Raw genomic sequence first — 20,675 nt, 5'->3', positions numbered from 1 at the left:
GCGTTTATACCCGAATCACAATGATATCAGATAGCTTTGTGGTATAGTTGGGTGAAAGTTTTTCTTGCTTCATTTTCCAAACTTTTTTAGGGTCTTGCGACCCGAGTCTTATTTTTTGCTGGCCAAACATTGCATTAACTTTATCAATAGATTGCATCAATTTTTTGTGACGTTCATCGCTGTTTTCAAAGAGATTGATTTGCGTTGTGTCTTCATCGGTAAAGTCTTGCACAATTACACCCGCTCTTTTATATTCGTAACCTTCCCGAAAAATAATTGACAGAGCCTGCAAAGCAAAATTTGAAATTTCGATACTCGAATTGGTCGGAAATGGTAAATTAAACACAATATTTCGGTTGTATTGCGGTAAATCAATGCGATGGCGATTGGTTTGAATAAATACTATGACCGAATTGCAGCAAGATTTTTGTAAACGTAGCTTTTCGGCACAAGTAACTGCAAAAGTTGAAATACGTTCTTCCAAAAAATCTCGTTCGGCATGATTGCCCTCAAATGAACGAGTAATGGCGATATTCTTTTTTTGTTGAGCTTCTTCTAAATCGAGCGTAGGTTTTCCTTCTAAATCACGTTTTAGGCGTAGGCCTACAATCGCCATGTTTTCCTGTACCCATCTATCATCAAGCATCGTAAAATCGAGAGCTGTTTTTACGCCAATGGCTTGCAAACGCTTGGTGTGTTTACGGCCAATTCCCCATACATCTTCTATTTTTAGCCATCTTAGGGCTTTTATCCGTTTTTCTTCATCATCAATCAGATAAACGTTATTGGTGTGTTCAGGAAATTTTTTAGCTATTCGGTTGGCTATTTTTGCCAGTGATTTGGTTGGAGCAATGCCCACACTTATAGGTATGCCTGTGCCTTTTGTTACTCGGTGGTGCATTGATTCACCTATGTGTTGGAGATTGAATCGTTCAAAGCCTTCAAATTTGATAAAAGCCTCGTCGATGCTATAAACTTCCATTTCTGGACTAAAATCATTCAAAATGGTCATTACTCGTTGGCTCATATCGCCATAAAGAGTAAAATTTGCCGAGAAAACCACAATGCCATTTTGCTCGAAAAACTTTTCCCACTGATAGGCCGCTGCTCCCATCGGAACACCTAATGCTTTTGCTTCATTGCTCCGAGAAATTACGCAACCATCGTTGTTAGAATACACAACAATAGGCTTGCCGACGAGGTTTGGCTGAAAAACTCGTTGGCATGATGCGTAAAAATTATTGCAATCGACTAAGGCAAACATCAGAAAGATTTGATAGAAAAAGTAATGATTCCCCAGATAATAAAATCGTTTTCTTCGGTAACTTTTATAGGTTTATAATCTTCGTTTTCGGCAAGTAGCCAGCATTGTTTTTTTTCAATTCTGATTCGCTTGAGCGTAAATTCTCCATCAATAAAACAGACTGCAATTTTATTATTGATGGGTTCTAAACTTTTATCAATTATCAGAATATCACCATCGAAAATTCCAACGTTTTTCATCGAATGACCTTTTACAAACCCGCAGAAAGTAGAAGGCTTGTTTTTGATAAGATATTTGTTGAGGTCGATAGATAATTCAGTAAAATCAAGAGCAGGCGAAGGAAACCCCGCACTGATTCCGATATCAACAAAAGGCAACCTCAATGCTGTCTCGGCAGAAAGAGGCGTAATATCAATGGTCGAATCTTGTATCTGGATGACTGACATAGCGTTGATGAAAATAATATTGCTAAGATATTGATTTTGTGGTTAGTTAGGGTAAATATCTTAAGTAATTTGTGGAAAGTTGAAGTTTTTATTGTGTATAAAAATCAAGATTTATAAATTGTAGTAAAATTTATTAGATTATCATGACAGTCGCAACACTAAAGAAAAATATAAGCTTTTTGACTGACTCAAAAGGTAAAAAGGTAGCTGTTCAGTTTGATTTGAGAGACAAACAAATGCAAGATTTGTTTGAAGATTTGATAGATACCGTAACTGTATTTGAGAGGCAAGATGAGCCAACTAAACCTTTTGCAGAACTAAAGAAGGAAATTTTAGCACAACGTGTAAGTAAATGAAATACCAAATAGTATTCACGGCAAGTGCTGAAAGAGAAATTAGAAAGTTGCCAACCGATGTACAAGATGAAATATTTGATAAAATAGGAAATCTTGAAGATAATCCAAGGCCACATGGCTATAAAAGGCTTACTAATTTTAAAGTACCCAACTTAAAACTTAAACCACTTTACAGAATCAGAGTTGGGGATTACAGAATAGTTTATGCGATTCAAGACAATATTATTACCATAACCGTTGCTAAAATTGCTCACCGCAAAGAAGTTTATGAATAACAAAAAAATCCAGCGAGCCTCGCTGGATTTTTTTGTTGAAATATCTTATAAAAACCTTGCTTTCAATTCAGGTGTCGGAATGCGGCAAGCATCAGTTCTACCAAAAATGCGATAACGATTGCGAGCTACTAAATCATAAATAGGATTTCGGAGAAAAGTTGGAATGATTTTGAAAACATAAAAAATCTTCCAAATTCCATCCATTCTACGAGCTATTTCGAGAGCCGCATCTGATTTCTGATAAACTTTATCACCTTCAATGGCCACAATGCTATCAAAAGTGCGACTTTCCGAATCGCTGGTTTTTAAGCCAAATTCCTTGAGTAATTCTTGACCAATTTCTGATTGTAAGGCCGCAAATTTGAAGATGCCTTTACTATCTCTGTCAATAATGAAATTGATAGAAGCATTACAAAAATTACAAACACCATCGAATAGAATAGTCATTTTTGAATATTAAAAGCAAATTCTCGAAAAAGGCTTATGCGATAAGCCCCTACATATTTTTACTTCATCGAAACCGCTTTTGCTGGTTCTTCGGCTTCTAAACCCTTTTGGTTATTGTATTTCGATGGGCATTTCAATAAAATTTGGTCTGCCTTGAAACACTTATTTTCTAAGTCCATTTTACCAACAACTACCAATTTCTCTGATTTATCTAAATCTGTTGGTTTTGGTTGGTTATAAACTACTTTTGATTCATAGTTTAATGAGTCAACCATCACAAATTCAAAATGATTGGGGTCAACTGATGGTTCGTAAACCATTCCTGCAAAATTTCCCGAAGCATCTTTTTTCAAAGATCCAACCACGTGCATTGATTTGGTGCTACCTTCTTTAGCTACTTGTTCGGCCTCGCTGAAACCTACGTAAGTACTGGCATCACCAACAGTTGAAATGATGATTGCGATTGCCACCGCAATGATTCCGAGTGCTATGATATGTGATTTTTTCATATTGTTGAAAGTCCACGGTCAACCGACCACAGACAATAGTTTTTGTTGAAAATAATGTTGCAATTTCTTGTCTTTCTATCGACTGCTGACTGTCGACTTACAGACCTTTCTCAATCTTACTTATCTTTCTATCTAACAAAACTAAGTAAGCAATAATTCCGACAAATACGATGGCAATTACGCCCACAACTACCCAAATTTTGCCATCAGCACGCATTTGGTCTGCCATTTGTACTTCTTCTTGTGCAAACACACTGAATGATGTAAGAAGCACTACTAAAAATGATATGAATTTTTTCATTATTGTTGAAATTTAACGGTAAAACAAAGATTTAGTTTGAACCCAATCGTTCGATAGCACGTAGGCGAATGCGTAAACTCGTAATCCAAACGCCCAAGAGTGTCCAACCTATTATGGCAGGATAAAAAACCATTCGCATCGAATTATCCATATCGTATTTACCGAAGGCTGGATTTCCGCCATTTCCTGGGTGAAGTGAATCGGTCAGTCTTGGTAAAATCCAAACCAATGGAATGAATGTTGCGAATGCGAAAATATTGTAAATAGCTGATAATCTGGCTTTTCGTTGTTCGTCTTCAAACGAACTTCTTAGAATGAAGTAAGAAGAGTATATCAAAAGTCCAACCTCAACGGCAATGATTTTTGGGTCTTTCGGAAGCCAATCTCCCCAAGTATATTGTCCCCAAAGTGAGCCAGTCATAAAGCCCAAAATGCCAAAAAAGATAGCCACATTGGCAAATTCGACTGAATATTCATCGTCTTGGATATTTCCGTTGCGTAAATATTTAATCGCAAACCACATAGAAGCAGTCATTAATGTCATCATTCCGAACCACAATGGCACATGGAAATAAACATTACGAATAGTTTCATTTAATATCGGCTGACGTGGCACAATGCCACCAAGTCCCTGAATAATTGTGTAGAAAAGTATCACTACACACAAAATTTTCCACCAAGTTTTTTTCATATAAACTACTGCTCCCCAATGGGAATTTTTTTAAGTTAGGAATATTCAATCATTCACTAATTCATTCATTCTCACATTATTATTAACTCCTCCACAAAAAAGGAAAGAGTAAATAACTAATTGCTATCACAATGGCATCAATTGCCAATAAAATCAAAATTTCGTCGTAACTGGTGTTCCACTCTAAGCCATCCATTGCATTTTTTGAGAGCCTGATGAGCATCGAAAGCATTGGTAAAATGATTGGAAAACTCAAAACTGCCATCAAAGTAGAAGTATTTTCTGCTTTTGAGGCAATGCCAGCTACCATCGTTAATGTTGAAGAAAAACCAATTGCTCCGAGTATGATGGCCGTCAGATACATCACCAGATTCTGCACAGGATTTCCCAAAAAAACGATATAAATAAACAAGCCTATCAATGACAATGTTAGAAGCAATACAATATTATAAATGATTTTTGAGAGAATAATTCCTTGCGGACTCGCCAGTGTGTAATAATAAAGTTGTCGGCCAGCTCGCTCTTGTGTAAAACTTTTTGTGATTGAATTGACGGCTGTAAAAAGTAAAATTATCCAAAGAAGTGTGTTCCAAGTGATGGGTTCCATCCCCTTGATTTTCAGAGCAAAACTAATGTAGCAGACAAAAACCGTGCTTACGATATAGAGAATCATACCGTTGAGGGCATAGCGTTGTCGCCATTCGAGTCTGATTTCTTTTTCGATAAGTGCTTTGAGTTCCTGCATAGTTTTGTAGAACAACTGCATCGGCAGTCCGATTTCCGAAATTGTTCGGTGACTGCAAAGATACTACTCAAACAAATAGCTTTTTTATGATTTTTATTCTTTTTCTATAATTTTTCTGTTTTTGGATTGATATAACAACTGACGAAAATCATTTTTATTTTAGAACCAAAAAAGGTAATTTTACGTTTATTTGAAATCAGTCTAAATAAACTATAAAGTGCAAGCCGAAAAAACTGTTGCCGATTTAAAAATAGGAGAGAAGGGAATCATCAATCATTTCAAAGATGATGCAATGTCGTTGAAGTTACTCGAAATGGGTTGTTTGCCCGATACTGAAGTAAGTCTCGACTTTATTGCTCCGTTGGGTTGTCCTGTGGGGATTACGGTGGCTGGCTATCATCTTTCGCTGCGAAAAAGAGAAGCGGCAACGATTGTTTTGAAATAGCCAACTGAAAATAGCAAATTATGCTATGTTTTTAGACAATATATTTAATTAAAAATCATAGTCCATCATCTTTGGACTTTCTTTTGACCAGTAATTTTGTGAAAAATAAACAAGTTGTTGCACTTCTTGGCAATCCGAATTCGGGAAAATCATCGCTTTTTAATCAACTCACTGGGTTGCGTCAAAAAATTGGTAATTTCCCAGGGGTAACGGTAGATAAAAAAGTAGGATTTTGCCGTCTGAGCGGAAGTATGGACGTTGAGATTCTTGACCTTCCTGGAACATATAGCATTTACCCAAATTCACTTGATGAACAGGTAGTGCTTGAAGTGCTGGCCAATCCGAAAAATCCTGATTATCCTGATTTAGCTGTTGTAGTGGCCGATGCCTCAAATTTGAAGCGAAACATGTTACTTTTTGAGCAAATCAGTGATTTGGGTGTACCTGCAATTTTAGCACTGAATATGCTCGATGTGGCCGAAGAATCGGGGATTTCTATCAACTCAGGCAAACTTTCAAAGATTCTTGGTATTCCAGTTGTCGAACTCAACGCTCGTGAAGGTATCGGAATTGAGGGTTTGAAACACACTATTTTTAATCAGCTTCAACACAAAAAGACACATATTAATCCACCGAGTTTTGATAAAAAAACAGAGGCAGTTTTTGCTGAGGTCAAATCAAAATTTGGAGTTGAAAATAAATATTTAGCTCTTCAATACGCTGCACAAGCTCAAAAATTAATGTTTTTGGGCGAAAATCAACAAAAGGATTTAGAGGAAATTGTAAAGAAACACAATTTCAATGCCGATAAATTTCAATCAAGCGAAACCATTGAACGCTACCGTGATATTAGCGGTACGCTTGCAGAAGTAGTTATTGAAGAAGGCACAAAAAAAGAAACAATTTCTGAAAAAATCGACCACATTTTGCTGCATAAAATCTGGGGATATGTGATTTTCTTGGGCATTTTATTCTTGATTTTTCAGTCGGTTTTCACAATTGCCGAAGCTCCGATGGACTTGATTGACCAAGGAGTAGCAATGGTAAACGATTTTCTGAAATCAAATCTACCTGATAATCAATTGGTTAGCTTACTTACCGATGGTTTGGTGGCGGGCATAGGTGGTGTGCTGATTTTTATTCCACAGATTGCGTTTTTGTTTGCCTTCATTTCAATTCTTGAAGAATCGGGCTATATGGCTCGTGTGGTAGTTTTGATGGACAAACTCATTCGTAGATTTGGTATGAGTGGAAAATCAGTCGTACCGCTTATTTCAAGTATGGCTTGTGCGGTGCCAGCCATTATGTCGGCTCGCACGATTGGCTCTTGGAAAGACCGTTTGATTACGATAATGGTTACGCCATTGATGAGCTGCTCGGCACGTTTGCCTATTTACACGATTCTGATTGCTCTCGTTGTGCCAAATACTAAGGCATTGGGCTTCTTCAACATGCAAGGTGTGGCCTTGATGGGTCTTTATTTGTTGGGTTTTTTCTCGGCACTTTTGGCTGGTTGGCTGATGAAGTTCATGCTAAAATCGAATGAAAGAAGTTACTTTATCATGGAGCTTCCAACTTATAAAAAACCACGCTGGAAACAAGTAGGTTTTACGATTTTAGAAAAAGTAAAAACCTTTGTTTTTGAAGCAGGAAAAGTAATTGTAGCCATTTCGATAGTTTTGTGGGTATTGGCATCTTACGGGCCAAGTGATAAAATTGAAAGAGCAGAAAAGGAGGTTATTGCCCAAAATCCAAACCTCGAACAGGCACAACTTGATTCAAAAATAGCTTCGGTGCGTCTCGAAAATTCGTATGCAGGGCATTTTGGAAAATTCATTGAGCCAGCTATCAAGCCATTGGGCTATGACTGGAAAATCGGTATTGCACTCATTACATCGTTTGCGGCACGTGAGGTTTTTGTCGGAACTGTCTCAACGATTTATAGTATCGGAGCTGATGCCGAAAACGAAACAACCATTAAAGAACGCCTCAGAAATGAAGTAAATGCAGAAACTGGACAGCCAACTTTTTCGGTGGCAACCTCGTTTTCGTTATTGATATTCTATGTTTTTGCCATGATGTGTATGAGTACGTTGGCAGTAGTTTATCGTGAAACCAAAGGTTGGAAATGGCCAATCATTCAGTTGGTTTATATGTCAGTTTTAGCGTATGTATCTGCATTCGTGGTTTATCAGATTTTGAGTTGAGTTAGATTTAGACGAGAGATTTGAGACAATAGACAAGAGATTTGAGAATTTTATAGCCCATAAAATGTTATTTTTGCTGCATAGATAGATTTATTCAGTACAAGTAGTTTTTTATTCATTCAACATTCATTCATTCTATCATTCAAAATTGAATTTATGCTTGGCGTAACATCAGATAACAAATTGAAAAGATTAATTGTAGTAGGCGATAAGATTTTGGTGAAGCCTAAAAATCCATCAGATAAAACAAATTCGGGGCTGTATTTACCTCCAACCGTCACAGAAAAAGAAGAAATTCAAAGTGGATACATTATAAAAGTAGGGCCAGGGTATCCTTTACCAAACCCAACCGAAGATGAACCGTGGAAGGAAACGGAGGAAAAAGTAAAGTATATGCCTCTACAAGCCCAAGAAGGTGATTTGGCAATTTATCTCCAACGCCACGCCATCGAAGTGCAATATGAAGGCGAAAAATATGTAATTCTCCCGCAAGCAGCCATTTTGATGTTGGAGAGATTTGAAGATTTATAAAGCAAAAGAGCGATGAACATTCATCGCTCTTTTGCTTTCCTATACTTGTAGAAATTTTATTCTTCCAAAAAATCTAAATCTTTGCCGTGCGTTTCAGAAATCTTGAGTACAGAATAAAACCCGATGGCAAAACAAATAAAACCAACGATTGCTCCTGCCATAATTATACCCTGAGTAGGCTTTAAAAATTTGTAAGAGATGGTCATTAAAACTACCGAGCCTCTAACCATATTTGGAATAGTCGTGGCGGCTGTTGCTCGTAGGTTTGTTCCAAATTGTTCGGCAGCAACCGTTACAAACATTGCCCAAAAACCATTGCCAAAACCTAAGAAACAGCATAGTGCATAAAACAATGATGCACTTTTAATCATGCCCGAAAACAATAGAATAAGCATACAGATTAAAGCCAAGCCCATCATAAGACCAATGGCTTTTCTACGAGAACGCAGAGCATGACTAAAGAAACCGCTCAGAAAATCGCCTACTGAAATACCAACGTATGCCCACATAATGGATAGACCTGGGTCGATTTTTTCCGTGATTCCGAGGGCTTCGCCAAATTCATTGCTTAGATAAACCAAAATTCCGATACAAAACCAAAGTGGGATTCCGATTCCGATACATTTCATATATGTTGAAAAACGCTCCCAGTTGGTGAAGAACGCAAAGAAATTTCCTCTTTCAACATGTTTTTTGCCTACAACATCTTTAAAAATACCCGACTCGATTACACCAACTCGAAGCAATAACAATGCTATACCTAAGCCTCCGCCTATGAAATAAGCAATTGTCCAATCGCCTGAAAGTTTTACAGTGAAAGTAGCAACTACCGCACCCAGTAGCCCGATTCCTGCCACCAATGATGTACCGATGGCTCGAAGTTGCTTAGGAAGCACCTCAGAAACAAGCGTAATACCAGCTCCCAATTCTCCAGCCAGACCTATTCCAGCAATAAAACGCAACCACTTATAGGCTTCTATTTTATCCATAAACTCAATGTGTGGAATCATACCACAGCAAATATTTGCCAGTGAATAAGTAATAATCGACCCAAAAAGTACCGAAAGACGGCCTTTTTTATCTCCTAAAACTCCCCAAAAAATTCCACCGAGAAGTAAGCCAATCATCTGAAAATTAATGATGGTTGTTCCGATTGATGAAACCTCTTCTTTGGTCGTTAGTCCAAGACTTTCAAGGCTTTGAACCCGCACTATACCGAAGAGTTGAAGGTCATAGATATCAACAAAATAGCCCAGTGCTGCTACAATTACGGGCAAGCTAAAAAGATGCTGAATAGTAGTTTTTTCTTGATTCATAAGGTTTAGGTTTTTATTAGTATATAGCTGATAATCAATAATTTACATCTATTTTGCTGCAAAATTCTGCCCGCTATCGAGCATGGATTTGAATAATTATAACTGCTTAATTTTGATTTTACGCCATTTTACTTTGATTCCACCACCGCTATGGATTTGGAGAGCAATACAACCATCTTTTCCACCGATTTTTGCATCATCAAGAGTAATCATTTGCGTGCCATTCAAGAATGTAGTCACAACATTGCCTACAACTTTCACGGTCATTTTGTTCCATTCGCCCATTTTTAAGGCTTTGTCTTTTTCTGGTTCTGGTTTAATCAACCAGCCACGTCCGTAAGACTCATAAATTCCGCCTGTTGAACTCCCTGGAGGAGCAACTTCTGCTTGCCAGCCCGATATTTTTGTACCTTCGATTGATGAATGAAAAAATACGCCACTATTGCCGTTGGCTTCTTGTTTAAATTCGAGCGTAAGTTCAAAGTCTTTAAATTTTTGTTCTGTTCCTAAGTAGCCGTATTCTTTGTCGGGGCCGCTTTCGCAAACCAAGAGACCGTCTTCTACGTACCATTTTTCAGTGCCGTAAATTTTCCAACCTGTTAGGTCTTTGCCATTAAAGAGTGTTTGTTTTTTCTGAGCGAAAGCCGCTACCGAGAGAGATAATACAATGAATAACGAGAGACTTAATTTAAGTTTCATGTCGTGTTAGTGTTGATAGTTTGGTTATGGAAGAATATTTTTCTACAAAGAAAAGCGAAAATCTTTATCTTTGGCTATGATTTAACCGAATATTGTTGTTTACTCAATTTATGAAATGAATAGACGTTATATTCAAGAAAAATTTTACCCAAATTTATAAGAAATAGCATGAAGAGAATCTTTTTATTGATCGTTTTTTTATTGGTAGAAGGTTTTAGTTTCGCTCAAACAAAGCTATCTCGACATACTTATGAAGGTTTAGTCAATAAGTTTCCAATTAGTCTTTCTTTAACATTCGATGCTAATTTAGTTTATGGAACATTGATGTACAAGCGAGTGGGACAACCAATAAAAGTAATTGGTTCACTGGAAAACGATAGTTTTTCATTACATGAGTTTGGTGAAAAAACCGAAATTACAGGAATGTATTATGGCACTAAAAAAGGTGATGAAATCAGCGGTTCGTGGTCAAGTCCGAATGGGAAAGAAATGAAATTCGGTATCAAAAAAACTGCTTCAAGTGAAATTGAAAAACCGGAATTAAAATCTGCTACTGGCTCGTATGCATATAGTTTTGGCAAAGATGGTGGTAATGGAAATATGTATGTGCAGCAGGTTGCGAATGATAAAATTATCTTGGAAATCCAAGCTGTGAAAGGCCCACCGAGTTATAATCAAGCGATTATAGAAAAAACAACTCTAAAACTCGTTAGAAACGAAGCTATTTATGAAAATAATGAATTTGGTAAATGTTTACTAAAAATAACGTTTTTTGAAGGTGGAGCAAACATTATTTATTTAAACGATGCCTACGATTGCGGCTTCGGGAATACCGCTTCGGTAGTTGGCAATTATTTTAAGTTTGATAGCAAAGCACCTAAGTTTGAGAAAAATAATTAAAAAAGGTTGTTTTGAGAGATAGAGACGTTGCATACAACGCTTCTACTAAAACCGTAGAAAAGGTATCAACATTGGCACGTCCTGTTGATACCTTTTATATTTTTCACCAAATACTTCAATCAGTTTTTTCTCCTCAAAATAAATCCCTACAAATAAATAAATCGTTACGGCAACCGCACCAGTCAAACTTCTTGTAGAGGCATCGGCAATGAACATTCCCCAAACCAAGAGTAAAACCCCAAAATAAATCGGATGACGCATATATTTTAGAAGTCCATCGTTTTTGAATTCGTTTTTTTCTTGGTTTTTATTGAAATCAAGTCCGCTAAACTCTCGCAAATCATAGCCTTGTAAAGCTGTAGCGATAAGAATTGCACCCCAAACACTAATAAATTTTCCGATAATAGGCTGATAGATAGATACTTGCCAAAGTACTTCTTTTTCGGTAGAAAACTGTATTCCAAAAACTGGAACAAGCAAAACAACCGCCAAAATATTGTAAATGAGGCGATAAAAGCGGAAGTATTTACCCAACATCTTTGCTGCCAGATTCTTGAAATAATTACTTGCCATGAAGCTGTGAATTGCCCCGTAAAGTAGCCAAGCAAAAGCCAGTAAAAACATAATTTTATGGTTTATTTTTAGAGATTAGAAATGTAAAAGCTCTCATAGTGTGGGTTATATGTGATTGATAAAACTCGAATGAGTGCTTGTTTAGCGTCATTCGAGTTTTAGTTTATTCTTTCCTACTCAGTCATAATCTCTAAATTCTTAATTCTGGTTGGAAACCAAATTCTCATTTCACCTTGCCCACGATTCGAACGAGCGTAATATGGAATCAAAACTAAGGGCTGAGTTTTAGTAGAAACTGATGAAGTATTTTCAATACTCAAGGCATTTGCTGTACCTCTGAGAGTCATTACTCCATTCAATAAATTTGTCTGAAATTCTGTTGCAAAGTTCTGATTTTCAGGCACTACCAAGTTAGATGTAAGTCCGTTATTATCAACAAATTCGGCACAATAAACAATCGGACCACGCTCAATCGCAATTTTACCTATATTATCTTTTACTTTTTCATTAGCCACTACCTGTTTTACTTTCATTGGTAAGGTCATCATTATTTTATCCCCTTTTTTCCAAGATCGGTCAATGATTGCATAGCCATTTTCGATAGTATATTCTAAAATCTGACCGTTTACATTGATTGAAGGTTTGTCAGATGTTTTATCTTTGTAACGGTATAAATCAGTCGGAAAAGCCTCATCTCTCGCCCAACCAGGGATTCTGACATGAAGTGGAAATTTTAAACCGTTTTTATTGGCAGGGTCAACCGAAATTACGACCATTCCATGCCACGGATATTCAGTAGTTTGTGAAATCGTGACGTTTTCTTTTGGTAAAACCTCTAATGTAGTTGTGTTCGACATGAATAAATTTACATATACCTGATTATCTTTTTGAGCATATACATAGCTTGGAATGGAAGGCATAAAACGACAAATATTGGTCGGGCAACACGAACATCCAAACCACGGAGAACGTTTGTTTTCGCCACTTAATTTGCCTTTTTGCATATTATATTCCATCGGATTTTCGTAATTAAAGGTTTTTCCATCAAGTCCGATACCGCTGATGAGTCCGTTATAAAGTGTACGCTCTAAGATGTCAATATATTTCGAGTCGCCGTACATCATAAACATTCTATGATTCCAATAAACGCTCGAAATTGCGGCACAAGTTTCGCAATACGCCGAATGATTCGATAGTTCATAATCAGGACCGAAACCTTCCCAATTTCCTGCTTGTCCGAGGCCACCTGTGATATAAGTTTTTTTCGAGAAAGCATTGTCCCAAATTTTATTGAGAGCCGTCAGATATTCCAAATTATTGGTCATTGAAGCCACATCGGCCATTCCTGCGTACAAATATCCCGCACGCACTGAGTGTCCGAGTGCCTCAGTTTGCTGCGTTACAGGAATATTATCTTGCCAGTAAGCTCCTGTCTGCCAGACAGTTGCATCTTTTTCGCCCGTTTTCTTTTCGTATTTTCGCTGGCCTCGACAATCAATAAAAAACTTCGATAAATCAAGGTATTTCTGATTACCTGTCACTCGGTAAAGTTTTCCCAAACCAATCTCAATTACTTGATGCCCAGGAGCAACAGCTTTTTTGCCTGGCCCAAAAACTGTTAGAAGATGGTCAGCATTTTTGATGGCAATATCCAACATATTTCGTTTTTTAGTAGCCAAATAGTGTGCAGTTGCTGCTTCGTAGAAATGCCCCATATTATAGAGTTCGTGGCTCAATTCATGTTCTTTTTCGTAGCGAACTTTTCCAATCCACGGATGAGTTGTGTCGCCCATTGTACGGGTTGTATAAAGATAGCCATCAGGTTCTTGGGCTTTGCCGATAAGCGTGATGAGCGAGTCAATGTAAGTATCAAGTTTAGCGTCATATTTTACATGAAGCGAGTAGGCTGCACCTTCGATGATTTTGTAAATATCCGAATCATCAAAAGGATAAGTCGTGCAAAGTTTACCTGTGTGAGCAACCGCCTGCTCGAAGTTTTTGATACGTCCCGTTTCTTTAGATTTCTGGAATGACCACGGAATCGTGACGGTTCGGTTGATTTCGAGTTTTGGCAACCAAAAATTATCACTCAATTTTACCTGAGTAAACGGCACTCCACGATAAGGATAGTCTTTTTGAACTTGTGAAAATGAGACAAGAGATATGAGACAAAAGACAAGAGAGAGAAAACGTTTCATATTGATAGGGTTGATTTTTTTGCTAAAAATAAGAAATATATTTTCTTATTTTGTCAAAAATATAATGCTTTTGAAATTTAGATTAACCACGGAGGCACAGATTACATAGATTTACACTGAGAAGTGCCGTGACCCTCTGTGAAATCCGTGCCTCCGTGGTTACAAAATCAAATTGAATATGAAACCAAAAATTACACTCGAATACTGTCCGAAATGTCATTGGTTATTACGTTCGGCATGGTTGGCACAAGAATTATTGACAACTTTCGAAGCCGAATTGGGTGAAGTTAGCCTACGCCCAAGCGAAATTGCGGGAAGTTTCAAGGTTTTGCTCAACGAAGAAATAATTTTCGACCGCAAACGTGAAGGGCATTTTCCCGAAATAAAAGAATTGAAGCAGTTGGTAAGAGATTTGATTGCTCCTGAGAAATCGTTGGGGCATAGCGATAGGAAATGAGGTTTTAGTCATAATTTGGGATATTTTCCCCTAAAATTATATCTCTTTTACCCACCCAAATACCTTTTTCGTTTTTGCTGATTTTCATAATTCCAGACCCTCCACGATTTTGAAAATTGGCTCTTTCACTGGCAGTCAGTAGTGGGTCTCCTTCAAAATGAAAATCATCAATCCAATATTCATTTTTATTGGGTTCTTTGATAATGGGGTGAATATGAGCGGGAAATTTTTGATTTGGATAGGCTGCTGGACGAATCGTGTAGAATTTATATTGCCCATTGACATCGGTTTTTATCCAAGCACGAAGATGCCCGTGCTTACGTGCTAATTTCTGATTAGGAGCAGGTGAATAATAACCCTTGATATCTGTATGATAAACGTACAAAATCACGCCAGAAGCGGGTGTTTTACCATTTTTTTTGTAAATCTTGCCATTTATTTCGAGTTTTTCGCCCGCTTCATTTTCACTGCAAATCGAAGCCTGCCACGACAATTTTTTAGGCATTCCTGCATAAATTAGTTCACAGTCTTCGCAAGCATCACCTACATTTTTTTGAGAAAAAACATAAACTGGAATAAAAAGAATTAGAAGTAGCTTTTTCATAATCGTCTGATAATTAACTTATTAGATTTTCTTTATAATTACGGCTCATCCGAAGCACTTTTTCATTTTTCAGAATCACCGAATAATCACCATTGAAATGCGATTGAATTTCTTTGATAAAATGCAGGTTTACGATGGTCGAACGGTGAATTCTGACAAAATTTTTGGGATTTAGTTTTGTCTCAAAATGCGTGAGCGTTTCGTAGAGTAAATGCTTTGTTTTTTCGGTGTGAAGTGAGATATAATTGCCTTCGGCTTCTACATAAATCAAGTCGGCAATTTTTATTAATTGGATTCTACCGCCATCTTTTACGGTCACTATTTCGGCATAAGTTGGTTGTGCTATTTGCTGAAAAAACTGTCCGTATTTCTCAAAAACTGCCGAAATTTCTTGTTTATTGGTCAATTCCAATTGCTTTAGCACCTTCTGAAACATTCGGTCGAAACGCTCATCATCGAAAGGTTTTAGCAGATAATCAATGGCGTTTGTCTCGAATGCTTGAATCGCATAATTATCGAATGCCGTTACGAATACAATCAACGGTAACCTGCTCACTTTCAGTGATTTAGCCAAGTCAATACCATTCATTTCGGGCATCTGAATATCCAAAAAAACTATATCAGGCTCGTATTTTTCGATAGCTTTCAAGGCTGTTTTTCCATCACTACAAGTTTCCAGCAGCTCAATTTCTGAGTAGCGTTTAAGTTGGTTTTGCAAGATTTCTCTCGCAATCAATTCATCGTCGGCTATCAAAACTTTATAGGTCATTTCAGTAGCGGTAAGGTTATCGTTACGCACACACCTCTCTCGGGGGCGTTGCTCAAAATATTGATACTTGTTTCTTCTCCAAAAAGATTTTTCAAACGTTCTTGGGTATTCATTAACCCAATTCCAAACTTAAAATCTGAGAAAGTTTCGATGCCGTTATCTTTCACCGAAAGCATGAGTCGGGTTTCGGTATTTTTTGCCGAAATCTCAATCTCTCCTTGTTTGGCAAATGGCTCTACGCCGTATTTGATGGCGTTTTCTACGATTGGCTGTAAAAGCATTGGTGGTACAAATACTTCTTGTAAGTTGTTACCTATCAATATTTTACAAGATAATCTATCTTCAAAACGTATTTTCAAAATATCTAAATATAGGTCCAAAAGATGAATTTCATTTTTTAGTTTCACCAAATCTTCGTTGTTTTCTTTTAGGCTTAGCCGTAGTAAATCGCTTAGTTTGATGAGCATTTTTGTGGCTTTTTCGGTATCGCCTTTTTGCATCAAACCAATGATATTATGGTGCGTATTAAACAAAAAATGTGGCTGTAACTGAATCTTCAAGGCACTCAATTTGGTTTCCGAAAGTTGTTTTTCGAGTCTTGCTTTTTCGATGATTGATTTTTGATAATCTTGGTAAAAACTGATAGCCTTGTTTGTAGCCAAAATTAACCAGTAATTGATGTATTCATTGAAAAAGGATAATGCAAAAACTCTTTTCATAAAAAACAAAAATCCAACATTTTGTCTAAGCAAAAAGTTTGTCAGAAATGCAACAATGATGGAGTTTATAAAAACAGCTAATATGCTTACTATCAGAGATATACATAAATGATAAAATAGTTTTTTGAAAAGATTTGGTTGCTCTAATGGTATTTTTTTACTCAACCAAAACACAATAAAAGTAAGTGGAATATACAAAAGCCATTTGGTTTTCATTATCAAAATGTGCGACCAATTAATGGGTTTTGCATCTAAGCTATAAACCAGCAAATCTTGTCCAATCATTAAGCAAGTAACGACTATCCAAAAAGCTGGAATCAGCCAATATTTTAGTTTTTCGAGTTTCATAATTCTCGTTTTTTGCCGTCCTTACTCACTACCATAAACTTAGTTTCTTTATTTTTTACCACTGCGTGTACGCCTACCTCCGTAGCATCATTGAGCAATACAAGGCTCGAACCTTGCCCAGTTGCACCTAATTTTACTCTAATCGTACCTGTTTTATCTCTCAAACGGAGCATTACTTCTCCATCGGATTCTGTTTTGATTGCTGCCCTAACTACTCCTTTCGAGTCAATTACTTCAAATTCTTTCACTCTGATTTTATCAAAATCTTGTTGGTGTGGGCTGGCTGCAATAAATAATATCAAGACCAAATTAAACAAACCTAAAAGAATCGTGAATCGCTGATTTTTCATAATTTTTGAGTATTAAATGTATAAAATCTTATTTATTTAGTAAAGTTTTACTGTTGATTAATACGACTCGAACTTGATTTGCTGCATTATTTTCTAAAACCCATAGATTACCATTCTCATCAATAAGCCCACCAGTTGGACTCCAAGAGACTGGACTTTTATAAATCGTAGTCACTTTTCTATTGGGTGTAACTTTACGAATTTCTCGTTTTTCAAGCAGAGCAACATACAAATTTCCTATTTTATCGTCCCAAATACCATAAACACTATGATTAGGTCGTATTGCCGATATCTTTTTATGGTCAATATTTTCTATTAATAACTCTACTTTTTTGTTTTTTATCTGAAACAAATCATTATCATCAATGTAATAAAATATGCCATCTTTTCGGCAAAATTGCCACCGAACATCAGTAGTTTTGATAGTTTGCATGACTTCAACCACATTATTTTTAGCTTTTTTCATGAATAAACTTTCAGTTTTCCCTCGTTCTATCCAATACATATTCCCAGCCGAATCACGATTAAAGCTATAATTGTTCAGGAAACCATCTGAATTGGGTATCTCTTTTGTATATTTTCCATTGGCATCATATTTCCACACAAAATGCTTCCATTTATCGCTTGCTTCGCCTTCGTACCATAAATGCTCGCCATAGAGATTATCATACTTATCTACGTGCAACTCGTGCGTATGCACATCTGGCACAACAATCGTTTTGGTTTTTCCATTGGGGGATACTTTCCAAACTCGTGCTAAATCAGAGTAAAATATTTCTCCTTTTGAGTTTTTCACGATGCCAGTACCAGGGTGTGCAGTTACAGGTAGATTCAGTAATAAGCTGATAGTCAATAAAATAAATAGCTTTTTCATAATAATTAAATTTGATGTACAAACCTAATGATTATGAAAAAGCTACAATAGTTGATTTTGATAAGAAGCGAAATAAGTGAGGCGAAACGATGAAAAGGCTATTTTTAAACAAACCTACTTCATTGCCTTAATCCATTCTTTGATGAGTTCTACACCTTCTTTATGAGTAGTTTTTCGTCCAACTTCGGGCATCATGATTCCTGGGTCGGTTGATTCCATACGATAAACAATGATTGATTCGTCGGGTTTTCCTGGTACAATATCATATTTTTTATTGCCCGAGCCACGCCCTGCCGCTACGGGGGTTTTCAGGATTCCGTAAGCAATCGGGTCGGTTTCGTGGATACTCAAATTCAAACCCGAAGTTTGAGCTGGACCTCCTTTTCGGTGGCAGTGAGCACAGTTAATATCCAACCAAATTCTGGCTCGCTCATCAAGGCTTCCAGTTTCTGGTTTATTCCAAACTGCGGCTTTTGGCACAGTTTCGATGGCTGGTAAGTTTGTTAAAACTCCCATTTTTTGCCAGTTAAGTAATTGATTCTGCGGAACGCCGCCCACATTTGATTTCGGCATATTCCAAGCAGAATATTCTCCATTTAGTTGTCGAGCCGAAGGCCCAATTGGCGACATTTTTTCGTTTCTATTATGGCAACCTTTACATTGATTGATGTTCGGAATTGCATACTCATGCTTTTTCTTTTTGCCGTTGGCATCAATATAACTCACCTCTTTTGTATCGCCTGCCACTTCCAAAAATGCTTCTGTTTGTTCATCATTCCAAACGTAGTCCAAAGCTTTCCAGCCATCTTCTTCGTGAATTAGCAAACGGGTTTCGATGAGTTTTCTGCCCAATTCTGGCTTGCGAAAATCATTCGGATAATAAAAAGTTTTGATGATGGTTGAGCCAACAGGAAACTCCAAAACTTCAGTTGCATTATATGTAACCGTTTGATTTTCAGGTAGTTTTACAAAGCGAAGTTTTTCGGCATAATCAGTAAACAAAGGCGTATTTAAGGAATAAGGCAATACGCCCTTTGCAGGTTTTTGTTCCGAACCATTACCCTCAAAGAACTGATAATCAGATAGTTTTTCTTTGGGCATACTCGCCTCACTATCAGACTTTTGATAAAAAGCTGATAACACAAAAATGCTGATTGAGCTTATTAATAATAGTAATCGTTTCAATTTTTTTAAGATATTTTTTTATAGCACAATTGGCGAGCTTAATTTATAAATTGTTGCAAAAGCAATATTTCACGAGGAACAATTTAGAAAATTGTTCTACTTACAAATAACTTTACTCGTATCACGTGAAATATTCTTGAAATTATGCTCAACATCCATGTTGGCAAATGATTCGTTTTTATTATTTTTGATGCAAATTACAGGGTTTGGGTTTTTATCATCTACGATTCCATCCCACAGAATATGCGGTACGTTTTTGCCGAAACGCAACTTGAATCGGTAAATTTGACCAAACCTTCCTCTGCCAGTTGCTTTTACTTTTTCACGCTCAAAATTATTATCACGAATCGAAACTGCTTCCGAATACGGATAATATTCTTTGTCTTTGATTGGGTTTTCGGTTGTGAAATAACTTATCACTCCCACACCCATCGATTTGTTATTAATTATCTGATTATCAAATATATCCACATGGTTTGCCGCCAAAATCAACATGCCTGTTCCGTCGGGAACTTTCGCAACAATATTGCCTTTTGGAGCAAAATTTGGGAAGTTATTATGGTGAATATTGTTTTTATAAACCTTCGTATTGCCTCCTTTTTTCAGAATTAAATCGGGCAAATCGAATACCAAAATTCCGCCTGTGTTTTCGGTAGCCTCGTTTTCATATACTTCGGCATTCAGCGAGTTTTCGATTTCAATTCCCGCCACATTATGATAAGCCCTTGATTTTCTGACGATTATATCTTTCGATTGCCCTACATAAATACCTGCATCAGATGCACCAATGGCTTCACAACCTTCAATCAGTACTTTTTCGCACTGCACTGGGTAAAGTCCATACGCACCGTTAGTGGCTTTAGGTTCGCCGAGCCATTCGGTTTTTACATTACGGAAAGTGATGCCCGTTACGTTCATCGTTTTCACGGCATCGCCTTTGCTATCCTGCACCGTTAGGTCTTCAATCGTAATATTTTCGGCATTTGAAACTCTGATTCCTTCTGCACCATCGGTTTGGCCTTTGAAAGATAAAATCGTTTTGTCTTTGCCTTTTCCTTTAATGATGATATTCTTTTTGCCTTCGAGCGAAAGGCTTGCCGTAAACGTAAACGAGCCTTCATCAAGCATAATAGTAGAGCCATTTTCGGCCATGATGAGCTGCGTTTGTACCTTTTTCTGAATATCTTTTTGGGCAAAAACTGCCGTAGAAACTAAGATAAAACTACAAAGAGAAAGCGTTTTTTTCATATTGTTAAAGAGGTTGAAGAGTTTTGAGTTTCAAAATAGCATTATTTTCTTGAGATAAGTATTTGATAAATGTCAAATTGTTGTTTTTTGTGTTTCAAAAACTTTTTGTTGAATTATTCTTCGGTAAAGATGTTCTTAGTTATTAGATTATCCTCAAAAAATACAAAATTCCGCTTTTTTAAGCTATATTTTGTGCAAATTTCTTATATTTGTCTCTA

At 36.9% G+C, this 20,675-nt stretch carries 25 protein-coding genes; 7 read left to right on the top strand and 18 right to left on the bottom strand.

Annotated features, from left to right (window positions below; genetic code table 11):
• Window positions 1-4: 4 nt before the first annotated feature.
• Entirely contained in the window at window positions 5-1,264 is a 1,260-nt protein-coding gene (locus tag ABR854_RS02565; protein WP_350263783.1) for a Y-family DNA polymerase, read from the bottom strand.
• Window positions 1,264-1,710 (bottom strand): LexA family protein, encoded by a 447-nt coding sequence (locus ABR854_RS02560; RefSeq protein WP_350263782.1) that lies wholly within the window; start codon window positions 1,708-1,710, stop codon window positions 1,264-1,266. Before ABR854_RS02560 ends, ABR854_RS02565 begins: the two co-directional genes overlap by 1 nt.
• 143 nt (window positions 1,711-1,853) lie before the next feature.
• On the opposite strand from ABR854_RS02560, the gene ABR854_RS02555 reads away from it, so the two are divergent.
• Together ABR854_RS02555 and ABR854_RS02550 are read left to right on the top strand one after the other, a co-directional pair.
• Window positions 1,854-2,066: a hypothetical protein gene (locus tag ABR854_RS02555; protein ID WP_350263781.1), complete on the top strand. Its 213-nt coding sequence runs from the start codon at window positions 1,854-1,856 to the stop codon at window positions 2,064-2,066.
• Window positions 2,063-2,341, top strand: coding sequence for a type II toxin-antitoxin system RelE family toxin (locus tag ABR854_RS02550; RefSeq protein WP_350263780.1), 279 nt, complete (start codon window positions 2,063-2,065; stop codon window positions 2,339-2,341). The genes ABR854_RS02555 and ABR854_RS02550 overlap by 4 nt, the downstream gene beginning before the upstream one ends.
• A 45-nt stretch (window positions 2,342-2,386) precedes the next feature.
• Here ABR854_RS02550 and ABR854_RS02545 read toward each other — a convergent pair whose 3' ends face one another.
• The 5 genes from ABR854_RS02545 to ABR854_RS02525 all read right to left on the bottom strand — a co-directional run bounded on the left by ABR854_RS02545 (window position 2,387) and on the right by ABR854_RS02525 (window position 5,034).
• On the bottom strand, window positions 2,387-2,788 hold the full coding sequence (locus ABR854_RS02545) for a thiol-disulfide oxidoreductase DCC family protein (RefSeq protein ID WP_350263779.1): 402 nt from the start codon (window positions 2,786-2,788) through the stop codon (window positions 2,387-2,389).
• 59 nt (window positions 2,789-2,847) lie between these two features.
• Complete coding sequence (locus tag ABR854_RS02540; RefSeq protein ID WP_350263778.1) at window positions 2,848-3,297, bottom strand: cytochrome c maturation protein CcmE domain-containing protein; 450 nt, start codon at window positions 3,295-3,297, stop codon at window positions 2,848-2,850.
• Window positions 3,298-3,394: 97 nt separating this feature from the next.
• The gene (locus tag ABR854_RS02535; protein ID WP_350263777.1) at window positions 3,395-3,598 is read right to left on the bottom strand and encodes a CcmD family protein; all 204 of its coding nucleotides are present in this window, start codon (window positions 3,596-3,598) and stop codon (window positions 3,395-3,397) included.
• A 31-nt stretch (window positions 3,599-3,629) separates the two neighbouring features.
• Window positions 3,630-4,289, bottom strand: coding sequence for a cytochrome c biogenesis protein CcsA (gene ccsA / locus ABR854_RS02530; protein ID WP_350263776.1), 660 nt, complete (start codon window positions 4,287-4,289; stop codon window positions 3,630-3,632).
• A gap of 82 nt (window positions 4,290-4,371) precedes the next feature.
• Window positions 4,372-5,034, bottom strand: coding sequence for a heme exporter protein CcmB (locus ABR854_RS02525; RefSeq protein WP_350263775.1), 663 nt, complete (start codon window positions 5,032-5,034; stop codon window positions 4,372-4,374).
• A gap of 217 nt (window positions 5,035-5,251) precedes the next feature.
• Here ABR854_RS02525 and ABR854_RS02520 point away from each other — a divergent pair, with 217 nt between their 5' ends.
• The 3 genes from ABR854_RS02520 to ABR854_RS02510 all read left to right on the top strand — a co-directional run bounded on the left by ABR854_RS02520 (window position 5,252) and on the right by ABR854_RS02510 (window position 8,217).
• Window positions 5,252-5,479, top strand: a complete 228-nt coding sequence (locus tag ABR854_RS02520; RefSeq protein WP_350263774.1) for a FeoA family protein — start codon at window positions 5,252-5,254, stop codon at window positions 5,477-5,479.
• Between the two features lie 98 nt (window positions 5,480-5,577).
• Complete coding sequence (feoB, locus tag ABR854_RS02515; protein ID WP_350263773.1) at window positions 5,578-7,686, top strand: ferrous iron transport protein B; 2,109 nt, start codon at window positions 5,578-5,580, stop codon at window positions 7,684-7,686.
• A 156-nt stretch (window positions 7,687-7,842) separates the two neighbouring features.
• Window positions 7,843-8,217, top strand: a complete 375-nt coding sequence (locus tag ABR854_RS02510) for a co-chaperone GroES (protein ID WP_350263772.1) — start codon at window positions 7,843-7,845, stop codon at window positions 8,215-8,217.
• Window positions 8,218-8,273: 56 nt separating this feature from the next.
• Here the strand turns inward: ABR854_RS02510 and ABR854_RS02505 are convergent, their stop codons facing one another.
• Complete coding sequence (locus ABR854_RS02505; protein ID WP_350263771.1) at window positions 8,274-9,533, bottom strand: MFS transporter; 1,260 nt, start codon at window positions 9,531-9,533, stop codon at window positions 8,274-8,276.
• Window positions 9,534-9,629: 96 nt separating this feature from the next.
• On the bottom strand, window positions 9,630-10,232 hold the full coding sequence (locus tag ABR854_RS02500) for a 3-keto-disaccharide hydrolase (RefSeq protein WP_350263770.1): 603 nt from the start codon (window positions 10,230-10,232) through the stop codon (window positions 9,630-9,632).
• Window positions 10,233-10,400: 168 nt separating this feature from the next.
• On the opposite strand from ABR854_RS02500, the gene ABR854_RS02495 reads away from it, so the two are divergent.
• Entirely contained in the window at window positions 10,401-11,132 is a 732-nt protein-coding gene (locus ABR854_RS02495) for a hypothetical protein (RefSeq protein ID WP_350263769.1), read from the top strand.
• 45 nt (window positions 11,133-11,177) lie between these two features.
• Here the strand turns inward: ABR854_RS02495 and ABR854_RS02490 are convergent, their stop codons facing one another.
• Window positions 11,178-11,756 carry a methyltransferase family protein gene (locus ABR854_RS02490; RefSeq protein ID WP_350263768.1) on the bottom strand — a complete coding sequence of 193 codons (579 nt, stop codon included), beginning with the start codon at window positions 11,754-11,756 and terminating at the stop codon, window positions 11,178-11,180.
• Between the two features lie 122 nt (window positions 11,757-11,878).
• Window positions 11,879-13,903, bottom strand: a complete 2,025-nt coding sequence (locus ABR854_RS02485) for a glycoside hydrolase family 127 protein (protein WP_350263767.1) — start codon at window positions 13,901-13,903, stop codon at window positions 11,879-11,881.
• A 178-nt stretch (window positions 13,904-14,081) separates the two neighbouring features.
• On the opposite strand from ABR854_RS02485, the gene ABR854_RS02480 reads away from it, so the two are divergent.
• Window positions 14,082-14,360 (top strand): Rdx family protein, encoded by a 279-nt coding sequence (locus ABR854_RS02480; RefSeq protein WP_350263766.1) that lies wholly within the window; start codon window positions 14,082-14,084, stop codon window positions 14,358-14,360.
• Window positions 14,361-14,364: 4 nt separating this feature from the next.
• Here the strand turns inward: ABR854_RS02480 and ABR854_RS02475 are convergent, their stop codons facing one another.
• The 7 genes from ABR854_RS02475 to ABR854_RS02445 form a co-directional block, all read right to left on the bottom strand.
• On the bottom strand, window positions 14,365-14,964 hold the full coding sequence (locus ABR854_RS02475) for a dioxygenase family protein (RefSeq protein ID WP_350263765.1): 600 nt from the start codon (window positions 14,962-14,964) through the stop codon (window positions 14,365-14,367).
• 13 nt (window positions 14,965-14,977) lie between these two features.
• Window positions 14,978-15,733: a LytR/AlgR family response regulator transcription factor gene (locus tag ABR854_RS02470; RefSeq protein ID WP_350263764.1), complete on the bottom strand. Its 756-nt coding sequence runs from the start codon at window positions 15,731-15,733 to the stop codon at window positions 14,978-14,980.
• Window positions 15,730-16,800 carry a sensor histidine kinase gene (locus tag ABR854_RS02465; protein WP_350263763.1) on the bottom strand — a complete coding sequence of 357 codons (1,071 nt, stop codon included), beginning with the start codon at window positions 16,798-16,800 and terminating at the stop codon, window positions 15,730-15,732. The genes ABR854_RS02470 and ABR854_RS02465 overlap by 4 nt, the downstream gene beginning before the upstream one ends.
• On the bottom strand, window positions 16,797-17,150 hold the full coding sequence (locus ABR854_RS02460) for a hypothetical protein (RefSeq protein ID WP_350263762.1): 354 nt from the start codon (window positions 17,148-17,150) through the stop codon (window positions 16,797-16,799). Before ABR854_RS02460 ends, ABR854_RS02465 begins: the two co-directional genes overlap by 4 nt.
• A 28-nt stretch (window positions 17,151-17,178) precedes the next feature.
• On the bottom strand, window positions 17,179-18,024 hold the full coding sequence (locus tag ABR854_RS02455) for an NHL repeat-containing protein (RefSeq protein ID WP_350263761.1): 846 nt from the start codon (window positions 18,022-18,024) through the stop codon (window positions 17,179-17,181).
• 114 nt (window positions 18,025-18,138) lie between these two features.
• Window positions 18,139-19,209 (bottom strand): SO2930 family diheme c-type cytochrome, encoded by a 1,071-nt coding sequence (locus ABR854_RS02450; protein WP_350263760.1) that lies wholly within the window; start codon window positions 19,207-19,209, stop codon window positions 18,139-18,141.
• A 96-nt stretch (window positions 19,210-19,305) separates the two neighbouring features.
• Window positions 19,306-20,457, bottom strand: coding sequence for a parallel beta-helix domain-containing protein (locus ABR854_RS02445; RefSeq protein ID WP_350263759.1), 1,152 nt, complete (start codon window positions 20,455-20,457; stop codon window positions 19,306-19,308).
• Between the last annotated feature and the right edge of the window lie 218 nt (window positions 20,458-20,675).

The organism is Emticicia sp. W12TSBA100-4 (genome assembly GCF_040253585.1).
Classification (GTDB): Bacteria; Bacteroidota; Bacteroidia; order Cytophagales; family Spirosomataceae; genus Emticicia.
Note: the sequence above shows the minus strand (reverse complement) of the source record. Positions and strands in the feature narration are given on the sequence as shown.